This is a genomic window from Campylobacter majalis (assembly GCF_905120465.1).
In the GTDB taxonomy this organism is placed as follows: Bacteria; Campylobacterota; Campylobacteria; order Campylobacterales; family Campylobacteraceae; genus Campylobacter_A; species Campylobacter_A majalis.
Window position 1 is genome coordinate 71,437 of the sequence record NZ_CAJHOF010000005.1, and the last position, 25,226, is coordinate 96,662.

The 25,226-nt window shown below is 34.0% G+C and carries 21 protein-coding genes and 1 tRNA gene; 18 read left to right on the forward strand and 4 right to left on the reverse strand.

Annotated elements, in window-relative coordinates; genetic code table 11:
- Position 1 precedes the first annotated feature (1 nt).
- The gene (locus LQU93_RS03705) at positions 2–1,444 is read left to right on the forward strand and encodes an acetyl-CoA carboxylase subunit A (RefSeq protein ID WP_229932544.1); all 1,443 of its coding nucleotides are present in this window, start codon (positions 2–4) and stop codon (positions 1,442–1,444) included.
- Positions 1,445–1,476: 32 nt separating this feature from the next.
- Here LQU93_RS03705 and LQU93_RS03710 read toward each other — a convergent pair whose 3' ends face one another.
- From LQU93_RS03710 to LQU93_RS03720, 3 genes are read right to left on the reverse strand one after another with little or no spacing between them, the layout of a single operon-like run.
- Complete coding sequence (locus LQU93_RS03710; RefSeq protein WP_229932545.1) at positions 1,477–2,493, reverse strand: GDSL-type esterase/lipase family protein; 1,017 nt, start codon at positions 2,491–2,493, stop codon at positions 1,477–1,479.
- The gene (locus LQU93_RS03715) at positions 2,474–3,502 is read right to left on the reverse strand and encodes an SGNH/GDSL hydrolase family protein (RefSeq protein ID WP_229932546.1); all 1,029 of its coding nucleotides are present in this window, start codon (positions 3,500–3,502) and stop codon (positions 2,474–2,476) included. The genes LQU93_RS03710 and LQU93_RS03715 overlap by 20 nt, the downstream gene beginning before the upstream one ends.
- Positions 3,502–4,884, reverse strand: a complete 1,383-nt coding sequence (locus tag LQU93_RS03720) for an MBOAT family O-acyltransferase (RefSeq protein WP_229932547.1) — start codon at positions 4,882–4,884, stop codon at positions 3,502–3,504. Before LQU93_RS03720 ends, LQU93_RS03715 begins: the two co-directional genes overlap by 1 nt.
- Before the next feature lie 191 nt (positions 4,885–5,075).
- On the opposite strand from LQU93_RS03720, the gene rpsL reads away from it, so the two are divergent.
- From rpsL to LQU93_RS03740, 4 genes are all read left to right on the forward strand, one after another.
- Positions 5,076–5,459, forward strand: a complete 384-nt coding sequence (rpsL, locus tag LQU93_RS03725) for a 30S ribosomal protein S12 (protein ID WP_063998572.1) — start codon at positions 5,076–5,078, stop codon at positions 5,457–5,459.
- Between the two features lie 73 nt (positions 5,460–5,532).
- Positions 5,533–6,003: a 30S ribosomal protein S7 gene (gene rpsG, locus LQU93_RS03730; RefSeq protein ID WP_229932548.1), complete on the forward strand. Its 471-nt coding sequence runs from the start codon at positions 5,533–5,535 to the stop codon at positions 6,001–6,003.
- 12 nt (positions 6,004–6,015) lie between these two features.
- Positions 6,016–8,094, forward strand: coding sequence for an elongation factor G (fusA, locus tag LQU93_RS03735; protein WP_229932549.1), 2,079 nt, complete (start codon positions 6,016–6,018; stop codon positions 8,092–8,094).
- 67 nt (positions 8,095–8,161) lie between these two features.
- Positions 8,162–8,238, forward strand: a tRNA-Arg gene (locus tag LQU93_RS03740).
- A gap of 515 nt (positions 8,239–8,753) precedes the next feature.
- Here LQU93_RS03740 and LQU93_RS03745 read toward each other — a convergent pair.
- Positions 8,754–10,061, reverse strand: a complete 1,308-nt coding sequence (locus LQU93_RS03745; RefSeq protein ID WP_229932550.1) for an apolipoprotein N-acyltransferase — start codon at positions 10,059–10,061, stop codon at positions 8,754–8,756.
- Here LQU93_RS03745 and yajC point away from each other — a divergent pair.
- From yajC to epsC, 13 genes are read left to right on the forward strand one after another with little or no spacing between them, the layout of a single operon-like run.
- Positions 10,034–10,303 (forward strand): preprotein translocase subunit YajC, encoded by a 270-nt coding sequence (gene yajC, locus LQU93_RS03750; RefSeq protein ID WP_229932551.1) that lies wholly within the window; start codon positions 10,034–10,036, stop codon positions 10,301–10,303. The genes LQU93_RS03745 and yajC overlap by 28 nt on opposite strands.
- A 1-nt stretch (position 10,304) precedes the next feature.
- A complete protein-coding gene (gene secD, locus LQU93_RS03755; RefSeq protein ID WP_229932552.1) occupies positions 10,305–11,885 on the forward strand; it encodes a protein translocase subunit SecD in 1,581 nt (526 codons plus the stop codon).
- Between the two features lie 8 nt (positions 11,886–11,893).
- A complete protein-coding gene (gene secF, locus LQU93_RS03760) occupies positions 11,894–12,865 on the forward strand; it encodes a protein translocase subunit SecF (protein WP_229932553.1) in 972 nt (323 codons plus the stop codon).
- Between the two features lie 13 nt (positions 12,866–12,878).
- Positions 12,879–13,217, forward strand: a complete 339-nt coding sequence (locus LQU93_RS03765) for a DUF6394 family protein (RefSeq protein ID WP_229932554.1) — start codon at positions 12,879–12,881, stop codon at positions 13,215–13,217.
- An 8-nt stretch (positions 13,218–13,225) separates the two neighbouring features.
- Positions 13,226–15,691 carry a leucine--tRNA ligase gene (gene leuS, locus LQU93_RS03770; protein ID WP_229932555.1) on the forward strand — a complete coding sequence of 822 codons (2,466 nt, stop codon included), beginning with the start codon at positions 13,226–13,228 and terminating at the stop codon, positions 15,689–15,691.
- A 3-nt stretch (positions 15,692–15,694) separates the two neighbouring features.
- Complete coding sequence (gene lptE / locus LQU93_RS03775) at positions 15,695–16,228, forward strand: LPS assembly lipoprotein LptE (RefSeq protein ID WP_229932556.1); 534 nt, start codon at positions 15,695–15,697, stop codon at positions 16,226–16,228.
- On the forward strand, positions 16,215–17,789 hold the full coding sequence (locus tag LQU93_RS03780) for a GGDEF domain-containing protein (RefSeq protein WP_229932557.1): 1,575 nt from the start codon (positions 16,215–16,217) through the stop codon (positions 17,787–17,789). The genes lptE and LQU93_RS03780 overlap by 14 nt, the downstream gene beginning before the upstream one ends.
- A complete protein-coding gene (locus LQU93_RS03785) occupies positions 17,789–18,961 on the forward strand; it encodes a bifunctional folylpolyglutamate synthase/dihydrofolate synthase (RefSeq protein WP_229932558.1) in 1,173 nt (390 codons plus the stop codon). Before LQU93_RS03780 ends, LQU93_RS03785 begins: the two co-directional genes overlap by 1 nt.
- The gene (gene mfd, locus LQU93_RS03790) at positions 18,951–21,905 is read left to right on the forward strand and encodes a transcription-repair coupling factor (RefSeq protein WP_229932559.1); all 2,955 of its coding nucleotides are present in this window, start codon (positions 18,951–18,953) and stop codon (positions 21,903–21,905) included. Before LQU93_RS03785 ends, mfd begins: the two co-directional genes overlap by 11 nt.
- Positions 21,906–21,940: 35 nt before the next feature.
- Positions 21,941–22,714 (forward strand): ATP-binding protein, encoded by a 774-nt coding sequence (locus tag LQU93_RS03795; protein WP_229932560.1) that lies wholly within the window; start codon positions 21,941–21,943, stop codon positions 22,712–22,714.
- Positions 22,704–23,363 (forward strand): 3-methyladenine DNA glycosylase, encoded by a 660-nt coding sequence (locus LQU93_RS03800; protein WP_229932561.1) that lies wholly within the window; start codon positions 22,704–22,706, stop codon positions 23,361–23,363. Before LQU93_RS03795 ends, LQU93_RS03800 begins: the two co-directional genes overlap by 11 nt.
- 57 nt (positions 23,364–23,420) lie before the next feature.
- Positions 23,421–24,329, forward strand: coding sequence for a cysteine synthase A (cysK, locus tag LQU93_RS03805; RefSeq protein WP_229932562.1), 909 nt, complete (start codon positions 23,421–23,423; stop codon positions 24,327–24,329).
- A 3-nt stretch (positions 24,330–24,332) separates the two neighbouring features.
- A complete protein-coding gene (gene epsC / locus LQU93_RS03810; RefSeq protein WP_229932563.1) occupies positions 24,333–24,884 on the forward strand; it encodes a serine O-acetyltransferase EpsC in 552 nt (183 codons plus the stop codon).
- Positions 24,885–25,226 lie beyond the last annotated feature (342 nt).

Genomic DNA, 25,226 nt, shown 5'->3' on the forward strand with positions numbered 1-25,226 from the left:
GATGATACGTAAAATTTTAATCGCAAATCGTGGAGAGATAGCGGTTAGAGTGGTTAGGGCTTGTAGGGATTTGCATATACAAAGTGTTGCTATATATACTTTGCCTGATAAGGAGTGTTTGCATGTCAAGGTTGCTGATGAAGCACATATGTTAGGGACTGATCCTATAAAAGGCTATCTTGATGCTAAAAATATAGTAAAAATCGCACTTGATTGTGGAGCAGATGCCATACATCCTGGATATGGTTTTTTGAGTGAAAATTATGAATTTGCAAAGTTGGTTGAAGATAGCGGATTGATATTTATTGGTCCAAAATCTGATGTAATACGCAAAATGGGTGATAAAAATATCGCTAGATATCTTATGAAAAGAAATGGTGTGCCAATAGTTCCTGGTACCGAAAAGTTAAATGATGAAACTATTGAAAAAATAAAAGAACATGCCGCTCGTATCGGCTATCCAGTTATATTAAAGGCAAGTGGTGGAGGTGGTGGACGTGGCATACGCAAGGTCTATCATGAAGATGAGCTTGAAGACGCATACAACTCTTGTAAGCGTGAAGCAAAAGCATATTTTAACAATGATGAAGTTTTTATGGAAAAACTCGTTGTCAATCCTAGACACATTGAGTTTCAAATACTAGGCGATAATTATGGAAACATCATACATCTTTGCGAGCGTGATTGTTCTATCCAGCGACGCCATCAAAAAATTATAGAGATAGCACCTTGTCCTTCTATAAGCGAGGCTTTGCGTAAGGTGATGGGTGTTACGGCTGTTGCGGCAGCAAAGGCTGTTGGATATTCAAATGTTGGAACGATCGAGTTTTTGTTAGATGATGATAATCATTTTTATTTTATGGAGATGAATACTCGCATACAAGTTGAGCATGGGGTTACAGAGGAGATAACTGGTGTTGATTTGGTTGTGCGTCAAATCAGAATGGCTGCTGGTGAAATTTTAGAGTTAAAACAAAGCGACATAAGACCGCAAGGATACGCGATAGAAGCAAGAATTACGGCTGAAAATGTTAGGCAAAATTTTATACCTGCGCCTGGTAAAATCACAGGCTATTATCCTGCACTTGGACCATCTGTTAGAGTGGATAGTCACGCCTATAAAGACTATGAGATACCACCATTTTACGACTCTTTGATTGCAAAGCTCATGGTAAAAGCAACAGATTATGATTTGCTTGTTAATAAATTAGAACGAGCCTTGAAGGAATTTACAATTGAGGGTGTTCAGACAATCATTCCATTTTTATTAGCCATTAGTAAATCGCGTGAGTTTAGGCGTGGATTTTTTGATACAAGCTATGTTGAGAAAAATATGGATAGCATTTTAGCTAATACTCACGATAAATTTATTGAAAATGAAGCCGATGTTAAAAGTGCTATATCTGAAGCAATAACCAAACATAAAAAGATTTATAATTGTTAGTTTAAGTCCGTCTAGGCTATGGCTTTGGCGGATTATTTTAAAATTTTATTTTTTAAAGTTTTTGCTATATTTTCGCCTACTTTTTTATAGCCCTGCCTTGTTAGATGTATATCTTTTTGCGACAAGCCTTGTTCTATCCATTTAGTTTTTGAGCCTGTTTTATTTATGAAATCTTCTATATCATAAAATAGTGTTTTTTCGTCTTTGGCTAATTTTTTTATCATGTTTTTTACATTTGTAAATTTTGGCTTTGGTGTTGGTGGCGGAGAAAGAAGTAAAATTTTAGCATTTTTATTTGCTGATTTTATTATTGTTATTAGCTCTTTTAAATTTTGATAAAATTTAGCTTCGTCAAGATTGTCATTAAAAGCGTCATTTGTGCCATATGCGATTACCACTAAATCGTAGTTTAGATCATTTTTATTGATTTGCCATTTTTTATAAAGCCCTGAACTAGCACCATTTATTCCGCATGAGCTTACGTATATTGGGGTATTTGTCGTGATTTTGTAGTTTGAAATTGTTGTATTTTTTTTGTTTGCTATGATTTTTATAGGAAATTTTAGCTTTAAGCTTTCAGATTTAAAATTTTGTGTGTTATTTGAAATTTTATAGCTTTTTTTGGTGTCATCTATAATGCTTATATCTCCAATAAATGAGATTTGAAAATTAAACAAAGTGTTGAAATTTTTAGCGTCTAGTTCTATACTTGCCCCAGAATCTTTTGCGAGTGCATTTACGCCGCAAAAGCCATATTTTTTCGCATTATTATTGTTTTGTGAATTAAGTATCTCAAATCCATTATTTTGATATGAAATTTCGCTATTTAGATGGTATTTTGGAAGTAGGGCGGTGGCAAAGCCAGGTGAGTTGATTTTGTCAAAAAGTTCGTTTTTAAAACCACTTGCCATATCGTCAGTAGCTATGTGAGAATCACCTAAAAATATGGCTGAAAATGTTTGATTTTGTTTTGGATATGGCAAGATATTACAACCATAAAAAAGCATTAAAATGAGTGCAAAAAATATACTATTTTGTAGAGTTTTCATCTATTCTTATCTTGCTTAATATTTTTTTAGCCACAGCCTTACCGCCTTCATAATTAAGATGTATGCCATCGCCTTCACGCACTTTTATGCTTTTATTATTGTCATTTGTGATGTGTGTGGCGTAGGTTTGTTGTGGGCAAATTATCTCTTTTGTGTTGATGTAATTTTTATTGTGTAGTTTTGCTGAATTTTCAAAGATAATATTTAAAGTAGCCATTTTATCATCAAAATCGCTTTTTTTCATACATGGAACACCAAGCCACAAAACATCTGTTTTATTATTTTTTGCTACGTCATATATCTCTTGTATGCGTTTTTGATAGAGTGCGGTCCATTTTGTTGTATTAAAATCTCGATATTTTCCATCTATTGTTCTACCCCATGTATCGTTTGCACCAAACAAAACAACCATTAGTTTTATATTCTTATTGCTCCTTAGTGCTTCATTGCTTGCACTTTTCCAGTCGTAGTAATTTTTATTGATTAGTCCTGTGCTATGTTTGCTAATGTCAATTGCCTTTATCTCTTTTGTTGCTAAGAATTTCTTAGAAGCAATGGCGATATTTCTCATGATTGAATCGCCTATAAATAGCACTTCATCGCCAATTTTTAGATTGATTTCATCTGGTATTGATACTAAAATTTCATCTTGTTTTGTATTGTTGGTATCTATTTGTATGGTTGAAATTTTAGATGTGCTTTGTTCTGTTTTGTTGGTATCTAGTTTTATTGCTAGTATCTCAGCTGTTTTTTCATTTGAAATTTCTTGTAAAGGCTTAGACGCTTGTTCCGTTGTATTTTCATCGCTTAGTTTTAAATTTTCGTTTTTAAATTTAACCTTAAGATATGAGTAGAACTCATCACCTTTTTTAAACAGAGGGTTTTGCGTGAGTTTTGTTAGTCCAAAGTCATCATTATATTTTTGCCCTAAATACGTTTGTAGTGGTTTTTGCATGATGTAAGATGTGATGATAATCGTAAAAATTATAGTAAAAATAAATCTAAACATCAAAAACTCGAGTATATAAAATCAGGAATTCCATCAGGCATGATGGCAAACACAAATGCTAAAATAAAACTAAAAACTATCGGTTTAAAAATGGCTGGGGTAACGGCTAGAAAATTTATTAAAATCTCTTTTATATTTTTTGTTTTTGGGTAGATAAAAAACAAAATTATTAGTGCAAAAATCAGCATTATGTCGTGGTTTGTTATAGGATGTGTTGTATTAAACATACTTAAGATTACATTGTTTGCTTCGCTTATCTCATCTCTATCAAAATACACCCACGCGATACTTACAAAGCTGTATGTTATAAACATCGACAAATGCGGCATTTTAGATGAGATATTGATGCGAAATTTTTGCATAGTGTTTAGTATGTTTATGCCAACTCCATGCATTAGCCCCCAAATTAGAAAATTTAAACCAACCCCATGCCAAATGCCAGAGAGTGCAAAAGCGATAATTACGTTAATTTGCGTAAAAAAGTAGCCCTTTTTATTGCCTCCTAGTGGGATATATATGTAGTCTTTAATAAATGTGCTTAAGCTTATATGCCACTTAGCCCAAAACTCTTTTAAATTTAGTGAAGCATAAGGCATGTTAAAATTAATCGGCAAGGTAAATCCGATCGCAAGAGCAAGAGCGGTTACAATATCAATATATCCACTAAAATCACAATAAAGCCACACGCCATACAGATATACGGCAGTTATTACTTTTAGCATATTGTGCTCGTTTGGATCGCTAAATACTCCTCCAACATATCCATGTAAATAGTTTGCGATTAAAATTTTTTTAATAATCCCAAAAAATAATAAAACATATATAATGTCGGCATTTTTAAATACTCTTTTTTTCTCAAATTGTGGTAACAAAAACGAAGCTCTAGCAATGGGACCAGCCAAAAGTGTTGCAAAAAATGATAAATAACATGCTAAAGTAATAAATTTAGCTGGTTTAAGCTCTTTTTTTTGTATGCTAACTAAATAAGTGATTGATGCAAATGTGTAAAATGATATGCCTATCGGAAATACTATGTCTAAATTTTTGGCTAGAATTTCAAAGTTTAGAATTTCTAAAATATTTTTAAAATCAGTATATATAAAATCGTAGTATTTAAAAAAGCAAAGATATGTTAATGTGAAAAATAGTGCCGAAAATAGGGCGTTAATAGATTTTTTGTAGTGAATAAATAACCCAAAATACGACACAAAACAGGTTTGAAACAGCACGACGAATGTAAAATATGGACTAAAAGTGTATATTAAGAAGTAATTAAAAAACAAAATCAAATAATTTTGCAAACGAAAGCTGTTTTTAATCAGCCAATATATACAAAAAAAACATAAAAATATGATTGCAAACTCGGCTGAAAAAAATGTCATCTATCACCATAAAATTTTGAATTATAAAAACGCAGATTTTACACAAAATTTCATAAATTTTAAATTAGATTAGTAAATTATCTATAAATAGCAATAAAAATATTGGTGCTTAAAGTGTATTTACTAAGAAGTTATTAAGCTATTTTTAAATAAAATTAGGTCTTTTTTAAATTTAGTTGAAAGGAATTACTGTGCCAACCATAAATCAATTGGTCAGAAAAGAACGCAAGAAAGTGATTGTAAAATCAAAATCCCCTGCGTTAAAAGAGTGTCCTCAAAGAAGAGGAGTTTGCACTAGAGTTTATACAACAACTCCTAAAAAACCAAACTCTGCTTTGAGAAAAGTTGCCAAAGTTAGGCTAACAAGTGGCTTTGAAGTTATTAGTTATATTGGCGGTGAAGGTCACAACCTGCAAGAACACAGCATCGTGCTAGTTCGCGGTGGTAGGGTCAAAGACTTACCAGGTGTTAAATATCACATTGTTCGTGGTGCTTTAGATACTGCTGGTGTCGCAAAAAGAACAGTTTCACGTTCTAAATATGGTGCTAAACGCCCTAAAGAAGCAAAAAAGTAAAATAATAGGTTCGCAGACACGCCCTTGTTTGGTTGTGTTTGAGTAAAATTCTAAGAAATTTGAAGGAAATAAAATGAGAAGAAGAAAAGCCCCTGTAAGGGAAGTTTTACCTGATCCGATTTATGCAAACAAAGTAATAACTAAATTTATTAATTCATTGATGTATGACGGCAAGAAAAGTGTTGCTACAGAGATAATGTATGGTGCTATCAAGGCGATAGAAAAAAAGGGCAATGACATAAAAGGCATAGATGTATTTAATGACGCTATTGAAAATGTAAAGCCAATTCTTGAAGTTAAATCACGTCGTGTTGGTGGTGCCACATATCAAGTTCCGGTTGAAGTCCGCCCAGCACGCCAACAAGCACTTGCTATTCGCTGGATTATAACTTTTGCTAGAAAAAGAAGCGAAAGAACCATGATAGACAGATTAGCAAATGAGCTATTTGATGCTGCAAATTCAAAAGGTGCTTCATTTAAGAAGAAAGAAGATACATACAAAATGGCAGAAGCTAACAAAGCCTTTGCACATTACCGCTGGTAAGAAAGGGCTAAGATGGCAAATAGAAAAACCCCACTACATATGGTGAGAAATATTGGTATTGCAGCTCACATTGATGCTGGTAAGACTACTACGAGTGAAAGAATTTTATTCTTCACTGGTATGAGCCACAAGATTGGCGAGGTGCATGATGGTGCTGCTACTATGGACTGGATGGAGCAAGAAAAAGAGCGTGGCATTACCATCACTTCTGCTGCTACAACTTGTTTTTGGAAAGATCATCAAATTAATCTAATTGACACTCCAGGACACGTTGATTTTACTATCGAAGTTGAGCGTTCTATGCGTGTTCTTGACGGTGCTGTTGCTGTATTTTGTTCAGTTGGTGGCGTTCAGCCTCAATCTGAAACTGTTTGGAGACAAGCAAATAAGTACCGCGTTCCAAGAATGGTTTATGTAAATAAAATGGACAGAATTGGTGCAAATTTTTACAATGTAGAGCAACAAATCAAAGATAGATTAAAAGCAAATCCAGTGCCTATTCAAATCCCTATTGGTGCTGAAGATACTTTTAAAGGTGTAGTTGATTTAGTTACCATGAAAGCACTTGTTTGGGAAGATGAAAGTAAGCCCACAACATTTGTAGAGAGAGAAATTCCAGCTGAGTTAAAAGATAAAGCCGAAGAGTATAGAGCTAAAATGATTGAAGCTATTGCTGAAACAGATGATGCTTTGATGGAAAAATTCTTTGGAGGCGAAGAGCTAACAATTGATGAAATAAAAAAGGGTATTAAAGCTGGTTGTTTATCTATGAGCATTATACCTATGGTTTGTGGTACTTCATTTAAAAACAAGGGTGTTCAGCCACTACTTGATGCGGTAGTTGATTATCTTCCGGCACCTGATGAAGTTGCAGCCATTAGAGGCGAGTATGAAGATGGTACTGAGGTAAATGTTGAGAGCACAGATGATGGTGAATTTGCTGGTCTTGCTTTTAAAATTATGACAGATCCATTTGTTGGACAGTTGACTTTCGTTCGTGTTTATCGTGGTAGCTTAGAGAGTGGTAGCTATGCTTACAACTCAACAAAAGGTAAAAAAGAAAGAATCGGACGTTTGCTAAAAATGCACTCAAACAAGCGTGAGGAAATTTCAATATTGCATGCTGGTGAGATTGGTGCTATAGTTGGTCTTAAAGATACTTTAACTGGCGATACTCTTTCAAGTGAAAAAGATCAAGTGATACTTGAGAGAATGGACTTCCCTGATCCTGTTATTAGCGTTGCAGTTGAGCCAAAAACTAAAGCTGATCAAGAAAAAATGGCAATTGCTTTACAAAAACTAGCACAAGAAGATCCAAGCTTTAGAGTTGGAACAGACGAGGAGAGTGGTCAGACTATTATTTCTGGTATGGGTGAGCTTCATCTTGAGATTATTGTTGATCGTATGCTTCGTGAGTTCAAAGTTGATGCTGAGGTTGGTCAGCCACAAGTTGCTTACCGTGAAACTATACGCAAATCAGTTGAACAAGAGTATAAGTATGCTAAGCAATCAGGTGGTCGTGGTCAGTATGGTCATGTATTCTTACGCATTGAGCCACTTGCACCAGGTGGTGGATTTGAGTTTGTTAATGACATTAAAGGTGGAGTTGTTCCTCGTGAATACATTCCAGCTGTTGAAAAAGGCTGCCAAGAAGCACTTCAAAATGGTATCCTTGCTGGTTATCCGGTTGAAGATGTTAAAGTTACTTTATATGATGGAAGCTACCACGAAGTTGATAGTTCTGAGATGGCGTTTAAATTAGCTGCTTCAATGGGCTTTAAAGAGGGTGCCAAAAAAGCAGGTGCCGTTATACTTGAGCCTATGATGAAGGTTGAGGTTGAAACTCCAGAGGAATATATGGGAGATGTTATTGGTGACCTTAATAAGCGTCGTGGACAAATCAGCTCAATGGATGAAAGAAGTGGTAATAAAATCGTTACAGCATTTTGCCCACTTGCGTCTATGTTTGGTTACTCTACTGATCTTCGTTCTCAAACACAAGGTCGTGCTACATACTCAATGGAGTTTGATCACTACGAAGAAGTTCCAAAGAACGTTAGTGAAGAGATTATCAAGAAAAGAAATGGCTAATAAGCTAAATTTGCCACCCAGAAATTGGGTGGCTTTTTAAATTTAATCACTTTTGCACTTAAATTTTGTCCTCATAGCTCAGCTGGATAGAGCGCAAAATTCCTAATTTTGAGGCCACAGGTTCGAATCCTGTTGGGGACACCACTTAAACTATTTAAATCAATGTATATTTATGTATTTAATCCCTTAAAATAGGGCTTATAGCCTACATTTTGAATTTATATCTTTTTATACTTATGTATATCTATTTAATAAAAAAGTGTATAAAATCTTAAATTTTTATTGAAGTTATACACTAAAATTTGAGCTAAAAACAATATAGTTATATACTAAGGAGTTGCAAAGTGCCTAAAATACTTACTTTAACATAGGTTAGAAATTTAAAACCACTACTTGTTTTGCTTTATTTATTTTGTGAACGCAAGTAATTTTACAAACCATATACAACGAAAGCATACAAGTGTAACACAAGAGAGTGAGTAATATTCATGGTGTAAAATTAGACAATATAGATTAAAAGTATATAATATTAACTAGAAAATACTATTGGGATCAAATAGTCCAACTATGATTTGGATGCAATTTATCTACTTTTTATAGGCTTAAACTTCTAAATATTGTCATTGGTTGAATTTTTAGTGTTACTATTTGTAAAGCATCTAAAATTCTTTAAAATTTAAATAGCTTTTCTTTGGTGTGATTATCTCGCTTTGTGAGCCATTTACGCTATGGTATATTGTTGTATGAAATTTTGTAGCATAGTGTTTTAATAACAAGCTTTGCAAAATCGGTTCCGTTGAGATTATGTTGCCTATTTTAAACCAGCCATTATTTGTGATAGCAAAAACTATTTTTGGATTGTCTTTATAAATGGATTTGTGAGTGGCTTCATAACATATGGCATTGCGTATTTTTATGCCATCTATTTCATATTCACCAATGTCGCTAGCTGCCATGTAATCGCTTGCACCATCAAAAAATACTTTATTTATCCACTTTTTTATGAAATTTGGTAGTGGTATCTCTTCGCCAAATGGCACTAAAATGTGTTTATCAAATCTCTTAAAATCGCCATTTTCAAACAGATATGTTGAGTTAAAGCTTTGTTTGTTTTCGTAAGCCAATCCTCCAGTAATTATTGTGATTTTATGAGATAAATTTTTTAATTCATCCATGAGTTCATTTTCGTGATCTATAAATGTAGGAAATGCACTTTCTGGAAGCAAAATAGCTCTTTTTTTGTTGTTTATTGCGTTGTTTATAAGATCTAAGGTTTCGTTTATAAAATGATTTTTATAATCCCTGTCCCATTTGTGTATCTGTTTTGTGTCTGTGTTTGCAAGTGCTAAATCAAATGGTATAAAATTTGTGTTTGATGAGTTTATTTGTATAGCAAATACAAGTGGCATGATGGCTGTTAGTTTATAAAATTTCTTAAGTCCTAGTAAAAATGCTGATGCAAAAATACAAATAAGCCCAATTTCGTCGGTTCTAAAAACACCTAAAACCAACGTAGCTTCAAGGTTAAACCAATTAAATCCAAACGGTGAAATATAGCTGATTAAAAATAGCATAATTGCACGTAAATATACAAAGCTTGGTATGCTTGCCACTAAAAACATGAGTGCATAAACTAATGCGATACCAAGTATTACAAAAGGCATCAAAAACGCTAAATCATAATAATAAAAACTAAAACTAATCCAATAAAACCATAAAATTCCACTAAAAAATCCAGCCCAAAAATAGCCAAAACGTGGTAAATAAATGATTGTAAAAAGTCCAAAAATTGTAATAAAAGGAGAGATTAAGTTTAAAATTTCGCTTTTAAAAATATAAATATATATAAAATTTGCAAGGCATAAAGCACCAACAAAGGCTTTTATTATAATTTTAATGTTAAAATACGAGCTTAAATTTTTAAAAATAAGGAAAACACATGCAAGACGGAAATTTTCTAGCTTCATTACTACCTCTAGTTGTACTTTTTGCGATATTTTATTTTTTGGTTATCAGACCTCAGCAAAAGCAACAAAAGGCACATCAAGCTATGATTGCAGCCTTGGCAAAAGGTGATAAAATCATAACAAATGGCGGGCTAATTTGTGAGGTAATAAAACCAGAAGAGGATTTTATCAAAGTAAAGCTTAACGATGATGTAATCGTTAGAATTTCACGCGATTTTATCGCTAAAAAAATAGAAGCGTAATATGCGAAGTGGCAAGGTCACATATAGGCTAGTGGTTTTGCTACTAGCTGTTTTGTTTGGTGTATTTTTCTCAGCTCCGTCATTTTTGCAAACACAAAATGGTTCAAAAATTAATTTAGGACTTGATTTACAAGGTGGTTTGTATATGTTGCTTGGTGTTGAGACTGAAGTTGCAATAGAATCAAAGATAAAATCTATAGCAGCAAGTATAAACTACTACACAAAAAAAGAAGATATCTTAATTGATAAGTTAAAATTTAAACAAGACGTTATAGAGTTTAATTTAATAGATCCAGATGAGAGTGTTAAACTTGAAAAAATGCTTTCAGAAATTCAAGGTTTGGTAATTGACAAAAGAGATTTAAGCTATCATATAACCCTAAGTGACGAAGAAAAACAATCAACAATACAATACGCCATAGATCAGGCTGTAGAAACCATAAGAAATCGTTTAGATCAGTTTGGACTAGCTGAACCGACGGTAGCAAAGCAAGGCGAAGATAAAATTTTGGTAGAGCTTCCAGGCATAAAAACACAAGAAGATGAACAACGAGCAAGAGAACTAATAGCAAAAGCGGCACATTTGCAGCTTATGGCTGTTGATGACAAGCGTCAAGATCAAGCCCATACTATGTCAGACGTCCAAGTTCAAGCTTATGGCAACATCATCTATTCTGATGTGAAAAACGAAGAGATAAAATATATGCTAAAAGCTATACCTGTGCTTGATGGCTCTATGCTTACTGATGCTAGAGTTGCATTTTCGCAACAAAATAATCAGCCTATTATAAATTTTTCATTAAATTCTGAAGGTGCTAGAATTTTTGGAGATTTTACTGGTGCAAATGTTGGCAAGAGACTTGCGATTGTTTTGGATGGCAAGGTTTATTCAGCACCTGTGATAAATGAACGAATAGGTGGCGGAAGTGGACAGATAAGCGGTGGATTTAGTGTGCAAGAGGCCCACGATGTAGCAATAGCTTTAAGAAGTGGTGCGTTATTGGCTCCTGTAAAGATGCTAGAAAAGCGTAGCATTGGACCTTCGCTTGGTGCTGAAAGCATTGAAAAATCCATGAATGCACTTGCTTTTGCGGCTGCTATGATAGTTGTTTTTATGCTGCTTTATTATGGTATTTCTGGCGTGTTTGCAAACGTCGCTTTAATAGCAAATGTTATAATTTTAGTTGCAATTATGGCACTATTTGGTGCGACGCTAACGCTTCCTGGCATGGCTGGTATAGTTCTTACTATTGGTATGGCAGTCGATGCGAATGTTGTTATAAATGAGCGCATTAGAGAGCTTTTGCGAGATGGTGCTAGTTTGCGTCAAAGTGTGCAAAAAGGCTATGAAAATGCTATGTCAGCGATTGTTGATGCAAATATTACTACGCTAATTACAGTTATAGCTTTATATGCATATGGCACTGGTCCTGTTAAGGGTTTTGCTGTGACTATGAGTATAGGAATTTTAGTATCAATGCTAACTGCTATACTTGGCACACATGGATTTTTTGATTATTTTATGGAAAAAATTGAAAGAAGTGGCAAAACTGGATTTTGGTTTGGCTACAAAAGAGATTAGGGGCAAACATGCAAATTTTTACAAAAGCACGAGTTTATGATTTTATGAGACTGAAATTTCCAGCTGTGATACTCTCTGCTATATTATTTATTAGTTCTATTTTTTTACTAGCAACAAAGGGTTTAAATTACGGCATAGATTTCTCAGGTGGAACACTTATACAAATAAAATACGAACAAGTACCAAATTTAAACAGTATAAGAGCCGCACTTAGTGCAAATGAAACGTTTAAAAATGCCTCTGTAACAGAATTTGGTTCAGAGTATGAGGTGGTAATACGCTTTTCTGGTTCTAGTTCTGATGTTGGACTAGATATAGGTGAGAGCGTAGGCGAACTATTAAAAGATACTGGAAAATTAGAAATAAGACGTGTTGATATTGTCGGTCCAAAGGTTGGTGATGAATTGCGAAGCAAGGCATTAATGGCAATACTTATTTCATTTGGAGCGGTTCTTATTTATATTGCACTCAGATTTGAATGGAGATTTGCACTTGCGGCAGTTATAACTGAGATACATGATGTCGTTATCACAATGGGTGCGATTAGCCTTTTTGCTATTGATGTTAATCTTGATACACTTGCCGCCATTCTTACTGTGCTTGGATACTCATTAAATGATACGATTATTATATTTGATAGGATTAGAGAGAGTATTGGCACTAGCCGCAAAGATAATATAAATGATATTATAAATGAGTCTGTTTCTGCTACAATGTCTAGGACGATACTGACTTCTGGCACGACATTTATGGTTGTTTTTATACTATATATGTTTGGCGGAGAGATGATAAATGGCTTTAGTTTTGTATTGATGGTTGGTGTGTTAGTAGGCACGTTTAGCTCTGTTTATACAGCAGCTCCATTTTTGGTTTGGCTAAAATTTAGCGTAAATGATTATAGGGCAAAAATGGCTGAAAAACTAAAACTCAAAAAAGAAAAAGAACGCACTAGAGCAATGTTTGAAAAAGGTGTAGTATAAAGGGGAGATAGACATGAATTGGGGTAAGGTTATATATGTATTTTTTGCGTTGATGAGTTTGACGACTGCAGCTGGTTTTTTGTATGATAAAAATGAAATCGCACTTTTTGTTGCTGCTAGTATAAATTTAGTATCTACGTTGCTTAAAATTGGCATTAGAAATGTTTTAGCGGCAGAGCTTTTTGCTAGTTCATTGGTGGCTGATTTGCATTTAATACCTGCATTTGTTATATTGCAAACTAGTACTAATGATACGTTTGTTTATTCACTTGTTATTGGTGCGGTTATAGCAAACATCTTTTCATTGGCACTAGTATTAATCGAATCAAGCAAAACACAGGAAGAATTTTAGGAGAAAAAATGGCTGAAGTTAGTAAATACGAAGCACTAAATATAGAGAAAAAATGGCAAGATTTATGGCAAAAAAGTGGCGAGTTTGAACCAAAAAATGACTATACTCTACCGAAAAAATATATCCTAAGCATGTTTCCATATCCAAGCGGAAGGATTCATATGGGGCATGTTAGAAACTATACTATAGGTGATGCATTAGCTAGATTTTATCGCAAAAAGGGTTACAATGTCCTTCATCCAATAGGCTTTGATAGTTTTGGTATGCCGGCTGAAAATGCAGCAATACAGCATAAAATTCATCCAAAAATTTGGACTTATGAAAATATTGATTATATGAAAAAAGAGCTTGCTACTTTAGGTTTATCATTTTCTAAAAACCGTGAGTTAGCCACTTCTGATCCACTTTATACAAAATGGGAGCAGAGTTTTTTTATAAAAATGTATGAAAAAGGACTGGTTTATCGCAAGAGTGCAATCGTAAATTGGTGCGAGCATGATCAAACAGTTTTAGCAAACGAGCAAGTAGAAGAAGGGTGTTGCTGGAGATGCGGTAATGCCGTAGTTCAGCGTGAACTACCAGGATATTATTTAAAAATCACAGATTATGCGGATGAGCTTTTAAATGATTTGCAAACGCTAAAAGACAAATGGCCGTCGCAAGTTTTAACTATGCAAGAAAACTGGATAGGCAAGAGTTATGGTCTTGAGTTTAAGTTATTTTTGGATAGTCAAAGTATTGAAATTTTGGGTAAAAATTTTGATGGATTTAGTGTATTTACAACACGTCCAGATACTATATATGGCATGAGTTATACAGCACTTGCACCAGAGCATGAAATAGTAAAAGCACTACTTAAGGGCAGTCATTTAAGTGATAGTAAAAAAGCAAAGATTAAAGAAATTTTAAATCAAAGCCCAAGAGAGCGTCAAGCAAGTGCAAAGGATGGCGTTAGTTTAGATATTTATGTAATCCATCCTTTAACAAATGAAAAAATTCCAGTTTGGGTTGCAAATTTTGTGCTTGCTGATTATGGTAGTGGCGCAGTTATGGCAGTTCCAGCTCATGATCAGCGTGATTATGAGTTTGCATCGCAGTTTAATTTAAATATAATTGATGTTGTTAAGCCAGAGAGTGGTGAGTTTGAAAAAGGCAAGGCAAATGCCGAATATGGCATAGCTATAAACTCGCCGTTAATTAATGGCTTAAAAACTGAAGATGCAAAAGAGAGCATTATAAGGTATTTTGAAGATAAAACTTTAGGCAAAAGAGTTACAAACTATAAGCTTCGTGATTGGGGTATATCAAGGCAACGATACTGGGGTGCACCTATCCCAACTATACACTGTCCTAAATGTGGTGTAGTGGCAGAAAAATTGGAAAATTTACCAGTCGCACTTCCTGATGATGTTGAAATAACTGGCGAAGGCAATCCTTTAGATAAGCATCCTACATGGAAACATACGAAATGCCCATGTTGCGGCTGTGATGCTGTGCGTGAGACAGATACTATGGATACATTTTTTCAAAGTTCATGGTATTTTGCAAGATACGCAAGTGATGATAAGACTTGGAATGATGTAGCCTTTGATAGACAAAGTGTTGATTATTGGATGAGTGTTGATCAATACATTGGTGGAATAGAGCATGCCATATTGCACCTACTTTATGCTAGATTTTTCCAAAAAGCACTTAGAGATATGGGGTATTTAAGAGATAGTGAGCCTTTTTCTAATTTGCTAACTCAGGGCATGGTCTTAAAAGACGGCAAAAAAATGAGTAAAAGCAAAGGAAACGTCGTAGATCCGGATGATATTATTAAAAAATACGGTGCAGATACAGCAAGACTTTTTATATTATTTGCTGCTCCGCCACAAAAAGAGTTAGAGTGGAACGATAGTGCAGTTGAGGGTGCATTTAGATTTTTAAATAGGCTTTGGGATAAATCAAAAAGCATCAAAAAGATGGATAAAATTCCAGATATTAATCATGATAGTTTAAGCAAAGATGAAAAATATGCAAGGCTAAAAGTATATGAAGCCCTTAAAAAATCGCATGATGTGTTTAATGAAACATTTGCTTTTAATACGCTAATTGCTGCTTGCATGGAGGCTTTAAATGCCCTAAATGCACAGCAAAATGATGATGTGGATGCAGAGGGTTTTTATATTATATTAAACTTGCTTGAACCTATCGTGCCACACATTGCATGTGAGCTTAGTGAGAAGCTTTTTGGTAGGAAAAATTTTGGCGAAATTTCACTTAAAAGTGAGGTTTTTGTCCAAGATAGCATGACTTTGGCTATTACGGTAAATGGCAAAAAACGTGCCGAGCTTGAAGTGGCAAGTGATATGGTTGAGATGGAAATTTTGTCGGTAGCTAAACAAAAAGTGGCAAAATGGATAGAAGGCAAAGAGATAATAAAAGAAATTTACGTAAAAGGCAAACTTGTAAATTTAGTCATAAAAGGATAGATTGTGAGATTTGTTTTAGGATTTATTTTTACTATATTTGTGATAGGATGTGGATATAAGCCTATATCAAAAATAGCAGATAGTGTGCTAGATGATAGGATTTATGTGGATGTAATCATAGATAAAAGTGAGCCTAAAAATAGTGTTTTTATAAAAGATGCTGTGCGTGAAGGCATAGTAAGCAGACTAAATAAAATTTTAAGCGATAAACAAAATGCTAATACCTTTATAAGCGTATCTACAAAATCGCTTGATTATCAAGCAACGGTCTATGATGAGTATGGCTATATATCGGCATATCGTGCTATATTGAGGTTGGAGTTTAAGACAAAATTTAAAGATGGCAAAACCGAAAACATAACAACAAGTGGAGAGTATGATTTTAGCATAGCTAGACGTGTTCGCAGCACTAGATATGCTGATTCTGTTATAAGTGATGCAGAAAGATACGAAGCGATAAAAGAGGCATCAAAAGAGGCTTTTGATGAATATATTTCAAGACTGGCATTAAAAGGATATAAATATGGCAGCAATTAGTGTGGCACAAATCATTAAAGAAGCATTAAGCGAGATAAAAGTAAGGCAACTTATGCTAACGCCTGAAAACTACACAGAGGTGTATAATGAAATTTCAAGTAAGTATGGTTTTACTACAGAAGAGAAACGTAAAATTGAAAAATACATCTCAAGATTAAGTGGTGATTATAAGTCTCAAGCATCAACTGTTAATATTAATACGGTTGATGAGTTTGTTGCGTTTTTAACGGCTAGAATAAATAGAAGTGCTCAGCAAAATCAAAACTCAAGCATAGATGATGAAAAAGAGTTTAAGTCCTTAAATGCCTTTACTAGACGCATACTTCAAGCCATATCGATGCTTCATAATAAGGAAGCTAAGGCAATGGCAGAAGCAAGTATGCAGCTACTTAGTCGTAAATTTGATGCATCCAAGATAGATGCTATGCGCGAGAAATGGTTTGATATAGTTAGCAATTACAATGATGAGTATTTGGACTTTTTAAAATATTATGGGGTTAGAAATTTTGATGATTTGCAATCAATGATGAGTGAATTGGATAAATTTTTAACTGTTCAAAACGAAAATTCTCCACTATGTGAAATTAGTGATTTAATTGTCTCAATGTTGCAACCATCCATCTCAACTATACTTGAAGATGATATTGAACAAATGGCAAATCAAATTAAACAAAATCCAATTTGTCTAAGTGCTAATGACACTAAAGAAAATATTAAAAAACTTATTGAACGCAGGATAGAGGCTGATAGAGATGAAATAGGTAGCAAAATTTCAAGCTTAAATGGTGTGCTTGTAAGTATAAGTGACAAGATTTCAGATCTTTCTAAAACCTCTCATATTAGCTCACAAAAAGCACATGAGTTAAAGGCTGATATAAAAGATATAAGTTTTGATGCAAGTAGTTTTGAACAAGTGCGAAATATGCTTTTTAATATAGCCTCAACACTTGAGATTGAAAGTCGTGAGCTAGGCGTAGAAATGGATAATAAACAAGCAACTATATCTGAGCTTCAAAATCGTATAACAACGCTTGAAAACGAACTAGCAACCGCAAAGGCCGAAAGTAAAGAGGACTTTTTGACAAAGACTGCAAATAAACGTGCTTTAATGGAGGAGTTGCGTCGCATTGAAGAGGCATACAAGCGATATGGAACTGATTATTCATTATGTTTTATGGATATAGACTTTTTTAAAAAGATAAATGATAATTATGGACATGATGCTGGTGATGCTATACTTGCAACGGTTGCGATGATACTTAGAAAATACTCTAGAGCTGTTGATTTTGTCGGACGATATGGCGGAGAAGAATTTGTTGTACTGCTTCCTAGCGTTAATTTAAATGATGGTGTGAAATTTGCCGATAAGTTACGTAAAATCATTGAAAATTTTAAATTTATGTATAAGGGCGAAAGAATAAATGTAACCATAAGCTCAGGTGTTGCTACAAGAAGCTTAAATATAAATGATAACTTAACGCTTGAAAGTGCCGATAAAATGCTATATGCCGCTAAAAATGGTGGCAGAAATCAAGTAATGCCACAGGTGATAGAAAAATAATGAAACTAAATGATTTTCTGGCTACAAAGCCAATGTTTTATAAAGAGATTGATTACACAAGGATGCCTCGTGCTTGGGCTAGTATAAAGGATAAATTAAGACCGTTTAAAGTCATGCATATAGTTGGAACAAACGGCAAGGGCTCAACTGGACGATTTTTGGCTCAAATTTTAAGCTTAAGTGGCAAATCAGTTGGACACTATACAAGTCCGCATATTTTTTCATTTAATGAGAGATTTTGGCTAAATGGCGAGAATGTAAGTGATGAAAAATTAAATAACGCACACGAAAAACTTCAAGAATTTTTAGATGATGAGTTTAAAATTAAAACTAGCTATTTTGAATATGCTACGCTTTTATCTGCTGTGCTTTTTAGCGAGTGTGATTTTTTTGTTTGTGAGACTGGCATGGGTGGAGAGTATGATGCAACAAATGTTTTTGATAAACTTTTTAGCATTTTTACGCCTATTAGCATAGATCATACTGATGTTTTAGGGAAAGATTTAGTTGAGATTTCAAAGACGAAATTTAAATCTATGCAAAGCGATACACTGGCTTTAATAAGCAACGAGATGAATCCAGAGTGTATAAAAATAGCTTTAGATATAGCGACTAAGCGAAATGTAAGGCTGAGATTTGGTAGTGAAAAAATTAGTGATGAAGAAAGAGAAGAGGCGATAGAGTATATAAAGTCTCAAAATATGCCTGAGTTTTTGGCAAACAACTTTTTATTAGCTTGTGGTGCGGCTAGGACTGCTGTTGGCAAGTTACATATTGTTGGATTAAAACCACTTGATTTACGTGCCAGATGTGAAAAAATAGCTCATAATTTATACGTTGATGTTGGACATAATGAGGCTGCAGCAATGGCTATTTTGCAAAATTTTAAAAACCAAAAAATAACTCTTATTTTTAACTCATTTGCCAATAAGGATTATAAAAAAACGCTTGAAATTTTAAAACCAATAACAAAAAAAGTTTTGATTTATGATTATGATAGCATCAATAGAGCATTGGCTAAAGATGGTTTAAAAAACGCATTAAACGAGCTTAATATCGAGCATGAAAGCTTTAAAAATTTTGATGTTTTAAATGCTGATGATATATTTTTAGTCTTTGGATCATTTTATCTTGTTGAGGCGTTTTTAAGGGCTTATAAAATTGCAAGCTAAAGTTTTTGAGCACTTTAGTGGCAATTTTGACACAGAAATTTTAATCACTGAAGATGATAAAGAGGCTGTTTTAGCTTCCCATGCTGCCGGTTTTGCTGGAGTTGAGTGCTTTGTTTTGCCCGATTTTAGAGCTAGATATGGTGATGATTTACGCTCATTTAGCACTGAGTTATTTGAGCTTAGTAAGCAGCTAAATAAATATCATAAATTTGATGGTAAAAAGCTATTAATATCGCCTTTTCACACGTTGCTTCATAAATTGCCAACAAAAAAACACCTTGAAAATTTTATAATAAATTTTGGCGATAATTTAGATTTAAAAAATTTAGCCCAAACCTTTATGAGATTTGGTTATGAGTGTGTTGATATTGTTGAGAGCGAGGGCGAGTTTAGCATTAGAGCAGATATTGTTGATATCTTTGGCGTTGGCTTTGAACAACCAGTTAGAATATTATTTTTTGATACAGAAGTTGAGAGCATACGCTATTATGATACATCAACCCAACTAAGCAAAAAAGACGAACTTGAAAATGTGTGTATAATGCCAAAAATAGCAAGTTTAACCGCAACCGAGTATGAAAAAGTAAATAAAAATATACAAAATTTTAACTCAGATGCAATAATACGCGACATAAATTCACTTGGATTTTGGGCGATTGATGATTTTGATGATTATCTAAGTATTTATAAAGCTAAGCTTTTAAAAAAGATAGATTTTGATGCTTATGAGATTCAAAGTGATAAATTTAAAGGCTTTGGCATATTAAGCGAAGCTAGTATTTATAGCGATTTACAAGTAAGCCTAAACCCTGATTTTGTCATGTTAAACTCACGAAAAAAAATAGAAATTTTAGCTAGAAATGAGAGTCTTTTTAGGTCATTAAATATAACTGGCGATAATATTATTTTTACACAAAGTCCATTTATTTTAAATATAACTTCAAATAATCACATTATTGTTTCACTTAATAAATTAGAAAAGAAAAAGCGAATAAGTCGCACATCTTTGGTTATTGATGAGCTAAAACCAAATGATTATGTTGTGCATGAAGAATACGGTATAGGTCAGTTTGTTGGGCTTGAGACAATTAGTGTGCTTGGTGCTACTAGAGAGTTTGTTGTCATAAACTATCAAAATAATGATAGATTGTTATTGCCTGTTGAAAATTTAAATATGATTGATAGGTATATCGCTAGCAATGGTTCTACAGCAGTGCTTGATAGGCTTGGTAAGGCAAGTTTTGCAAAACTTAAAGAAAAAGTTCGTGAAAAATTATTTATAATTGCTTCAAAGATTATCGCTATTGCTGCTAAGCGCGAGTTGATAAAGGGCATAATTTTAAGCAAAGACGAGTATGAATATCTTAGGTTTTTAAATAGTGCTGGATTTAGCTACACAATCGATCAGCAAACAGCGATAGACGAAATTTTTACAGATTTAAAAAGTGGCATGGTTATGGATAGGCTGCTAAGTGGAGATGTTGGCTTTGGCAAGACAGAAGTTGCTATGAATGCCATTTTCGCTTGTGTTAAATCAGGATATCAGGCACTATTTTTTGTGCCAACTACGTTGTTGTCAGCCCAGCACTATAAAAGCTTAAAAGATAGATTTAGTTCATTTAATATAGATGTTTATAGACTAGATAGATTTACAAGCACTAAAGAAAAAGCATCGCTTAAAAAAGCGTTAGATGATGGCAAGGCTGTGGTTTGCGTGGGAACTCATGCACTGTTAAATTTAAAAGCATCTAATATCGGGCTTATAGTTGTAGATGAAGAGCATAAATTTGGCGTTAAACAAAAGGAGCAGTTAAAAGAAATATCATCGACATCGCATGTTTTAAGCATGTCTGCTACACCAATTCCTAGAAGCTTAAATATGGCACTTTCAAAGATAAAATCATATTCTAGCCTAAAAACACCACCAAGTTCAAGGCTTGATGTTAGAACTAGCGTGAAAGAATTTGATGACAAGCTTATTAAAGAGGCAATTTTACGTGAAATTAGAAGAGCTGGTCAGATATTTTACATACACAACCATATAGCCGATATGCCTCAAACTGAGAATTTTTTAAAAAAGCTATTGCCAAGTTTAAGAATTCTAACACTGCACTCAAAAATACCAGCTAAAACAACCGAAGAGGAGATGATTAGGTTTGAAAATGGCGAGTATGACGTATTGCTTTGTACTTCAATAGTTGAAAGCGGAATACACTTACCAAATACAAATACGATAATTGTAGAAAACGCAAATAAATTTGGCATGGCTGATTTGCATCAGTTGCGTGGCAGAGTCGGCAGGGGTGACAAGCAGGCTTATTGCTATTTTTTAATAGATGATAAAAGCAATATAAGCGAAGATGCATTGAAACGATTGAATGCATTACAGAGCAATTCAAGTCTTGGTAGTGGTGCTGTTTTGGCATATCATGATTTGGAAATACGTGGCGGTGGCAATATTGTTGGCGAGGCACAAAGTGGTCATATTGAAGCTATTGGATATTCGCTTTATTTAAAGATGCTAGAAGATGAAATAAATAAAATTTTAAATCAAAATGAGCCAAGAGATAGTAAGGTTGAGCTAAAACTTAGTGTAAATGCCTACTTAAATGCACACTTAATACGCGAGGACAGGCTAAGGCTTGAGCTTTATAGGCGTTTAAGTAAATGCGATGATATTAATAAAGTATATGAAATTTCAAGCGAAATCGAGGATAGATTTGGCAAACTTGATATCTATACAAAGCAGTTTTTGGATTTAATAGTGATTAAAATTTTATGCTCTAAGTGTGGTTATAAGGCAATTTCAAATGCTGGTATGAATATCGTTTTAACAGATAAAAATGATGATAAAATTAGATTAAAATCAAGAAGTATGGACGATGATGATATTTTGGCTGAAATTTTAGTTTATCTTAGAAGCAAGGTTAAAGATAAAAATTAGTAAAATACATTAAGTTTAATTCTATGGGGGACAAAATGATAGATTGGACTAGAGAGTATGCTGCTATTTTTCGTGCCGACAAGGGTTTAATTAGCGTTAAGGATATCGATTTTGTCGATATAAATGACTTAGTTGGACTTGATTTTCAAAAGTCAGAACTTATTAAAAACACTAAAGATTTTATTCAAGACAAAGAGGCAAATCATGTGCTTTTATGGGGCGAAATGGGGTGTGGAAAATCAAGTTTAGTCAAAGCCGTATTTACAAAATTTCACGCTGATAATCTAAGATTGATTGAAATTTTCTACGATGATTTAAAGTATTTGCCTTTAATAATTGATGAGTTAAGGGATTGTAAATTTAAGTTTATTATATATTGTGATGATTTAAGCTTCGAAAATGGCTCAAGAGACTATAAATACTTAAAACCGTTGATGCAAGGAAGCATTGCAAAACCGCCAAAAAATATGCTAATTTATGCTACATCAAATCGTCGCCATTTAGTAAGCGAATATAAACATGATAATGATGATGTGTCAGTACTTAACGGCGAGATACACTACGCAGATGCTGTCCAAGAAAAAATATCGCTTTCTGATCGTTTTGGTCTTTGGATATCTTTTTATCAGGGAAATTTTGATGAGTATTTAAAGATAGTGGATTACTATTTTAAGGATGAAAATATAGACAAAAAAGAACTTTATGATATGGCAAAATCTTATGCGACTTTGCGTGCTAGTCGCAGTGGCAGAACGGCTAAACAGTTTTATCTAAGCTATAAAGGCAGGATTAGGCGTAATGCAAACTAGACTTTTTTGTGCTTTGTTTGATGAGTTTAAAAGTGATCTAAATGCATTAAAATGGCCTGGTGAAGGTAGCTTTGAGGTTGTAATAGGGGCTATTTTGGTTCAAAATACAACGTGGAAAAATGTCGAAAAAGCACTTGAAAATTTACGTAAAATAGATGCTATAAACCTAGATAGTATAGCTAATATGCAAATAAACGAACTTGCCTTGATGATTAAGCCAAGCGGATTTTATAACACAAAGGCTAAGCGATTAAGCGGTTTGGCTAAGGCTATTAAAAAAGAATTTTATGATTTTGAAAATTTTAAACAAAATGTAAGTAGAGAGTGGCTGCTTAGTATTAAAGGCGTTGGGGCTGAGACATGTGATGCTATACTTTGTTATGCCTGTGATAGAGATGAGATGGTTGTTGATGCGTATGCTATTAGGATTTTAAGAGTTTTTGGTTATGAGTTTGAAGGCTATGACGAAGCAAAAGAGTGGCTTAGTTGTCTTGATTTTGACAAAATTAAGACAAAATATTTACTTGATGATAATGCCCACGTATTTAAAATTTTTCATGCTACAATAATGGCATTTGCTAAAAAATATAGTAAAGGCAAGATGATAAATGAGAGTGGCAATAGGCTACTTTTGGCTCTTTGTGATTAAATATTTATTATAAAATTTACGCTATATTTACGCAAAAATAAAATTTAAGGAGTTAAGATGATATATGAAAATATCACCAAAACAGTAGGCAATACACCAGTAGTAAAGCTAAAAAGTGAGGCTGGCGAGGCTGATATATACGCCAAAGTAGAGTTTTTTAACCCAGGTGGCTCAGTAAAAGATAGAATTGCGTTAAATATGATAACACAAATGTTGGCTGATGGTAGTTTAAAGCAAGGTGACACCATAGTGGAGCCAACAAGTGGTAATACTGGCGTTGGTATATCAATGATAGCTGCTTCGCTTGGCTTAAAAGTAGTTTTGTGTATGCCAGAAAGCATGAGTATAGAGCGTAGAAAAATTATGGTTGCTTATGGTGCAAAGCTTGTGCTTACAGAAGCGGCAAAGGGTATGAAAGGTGCAATAGCAAAAGCAAATGAGATAATTCAAGCAAATAAAAATCACGTTATGCTAAGTCAGTTTGAAAACAAATACAATCCACAAGCACATGAGCTACACACAGCTAAGGAGATTATGGCTGATTTTGATACGCTTGATGCTTTTGTAGCTGGTGTTGGCACTGGTGGCACGATAAGTGGTGTGGCAAAAGCTTTAAAAGCAAATGGATATGATACGAAATTTATTGCTGTAGAGCCTGAGGCATCGCCTGTATTAAGTGGTGGTAGTCCATCTCCACATAAAATTCAAGGCATAGGTGCTGGGTTTGTGCCAGATACAATGAATGTCGATATGGTAGATGAGATAGAAAAAGTAAGCAATGATGATGCCTTTAATGCTGCTAGAGAGATTGCAAAAACACAAGGGTTATTACTTGGTATAAGTGGTGGTGCCGCACTTGTTGCTGCTAGACGTGCTGCAAAGCGTCTAGGCGAAGGCAAAAAAGTGCTATTTGTCGCACCAGATAACGGCGAGAGATATTTAAGCACGGAGCTATATGGAGTATAAAATATGATAAATGAGATAAAGGAGCTAGTTGCCGTAGTCAGACAAAAAGATCCGTCCGTTGGGAGTTGTTGCTTTTTGGCGATTTTAATAAATACGCCAGGCATACATGCTGTTCTTTTTCATAGGCTATCTCACTCGCTTTATAATAGTGGGCATTTTTTTATAGCTCGCTTTATCTCTCAAATTTCGCGTTTTTTTACAGGCATTGAGATACATCCTGGTGCAAAGATAGGCAAAAGATTTTTTATAGATCATGGCATGGGTGTAGTTATAGGAGAAACGGCTGAGATAGGTGATGATGTCATGCTTTATCATCAAGTTACGCTTGGAGGGACTGGCAAAGAGCGTGGTAAAAGGCATCCAACTCTTAAAAATGGCGTTGTTATATCTGCTGGTGCTAAAGTGCTTGGTGCTATAACGATTGGTGAAAATTCTAAAGTCGGAGCAAACTCAGTCGTTATAAAAGATGTGCCAGAGCAATCAACTGTAGTTGGCATACCTGCACGTGTTGTGCGTGTAGGTGGGCAAATTTTAGAACCAGATTATTATATATAGTTTATTTTAAACAAAAGTACTTGTAAATAATAGTTTTAGAGTGGGCAAATTTTAATTTTGTGATTTGAAAATAAAGCTATCCTAAAAATCATGTTTTAGCTACGATTTTGTCTTATTGTTTGTAGTTTTTAGTAAATTTTACTTCTATTTGCAGTTTTAAAATTTACACTTTAGCGACTTTGCAAAAGTCTTATTTATTTAGTTGTTTTTGCTAACAACAGGGCGTGATTTTGCAACGATTTGATACGATAATTTTTAGCCAAACAAACAATTTATTTTTATATAGGCTTTTGCTTTTTAAACCCATTTTATAAATTTGCAAACAAAACAATGCATGAGCTT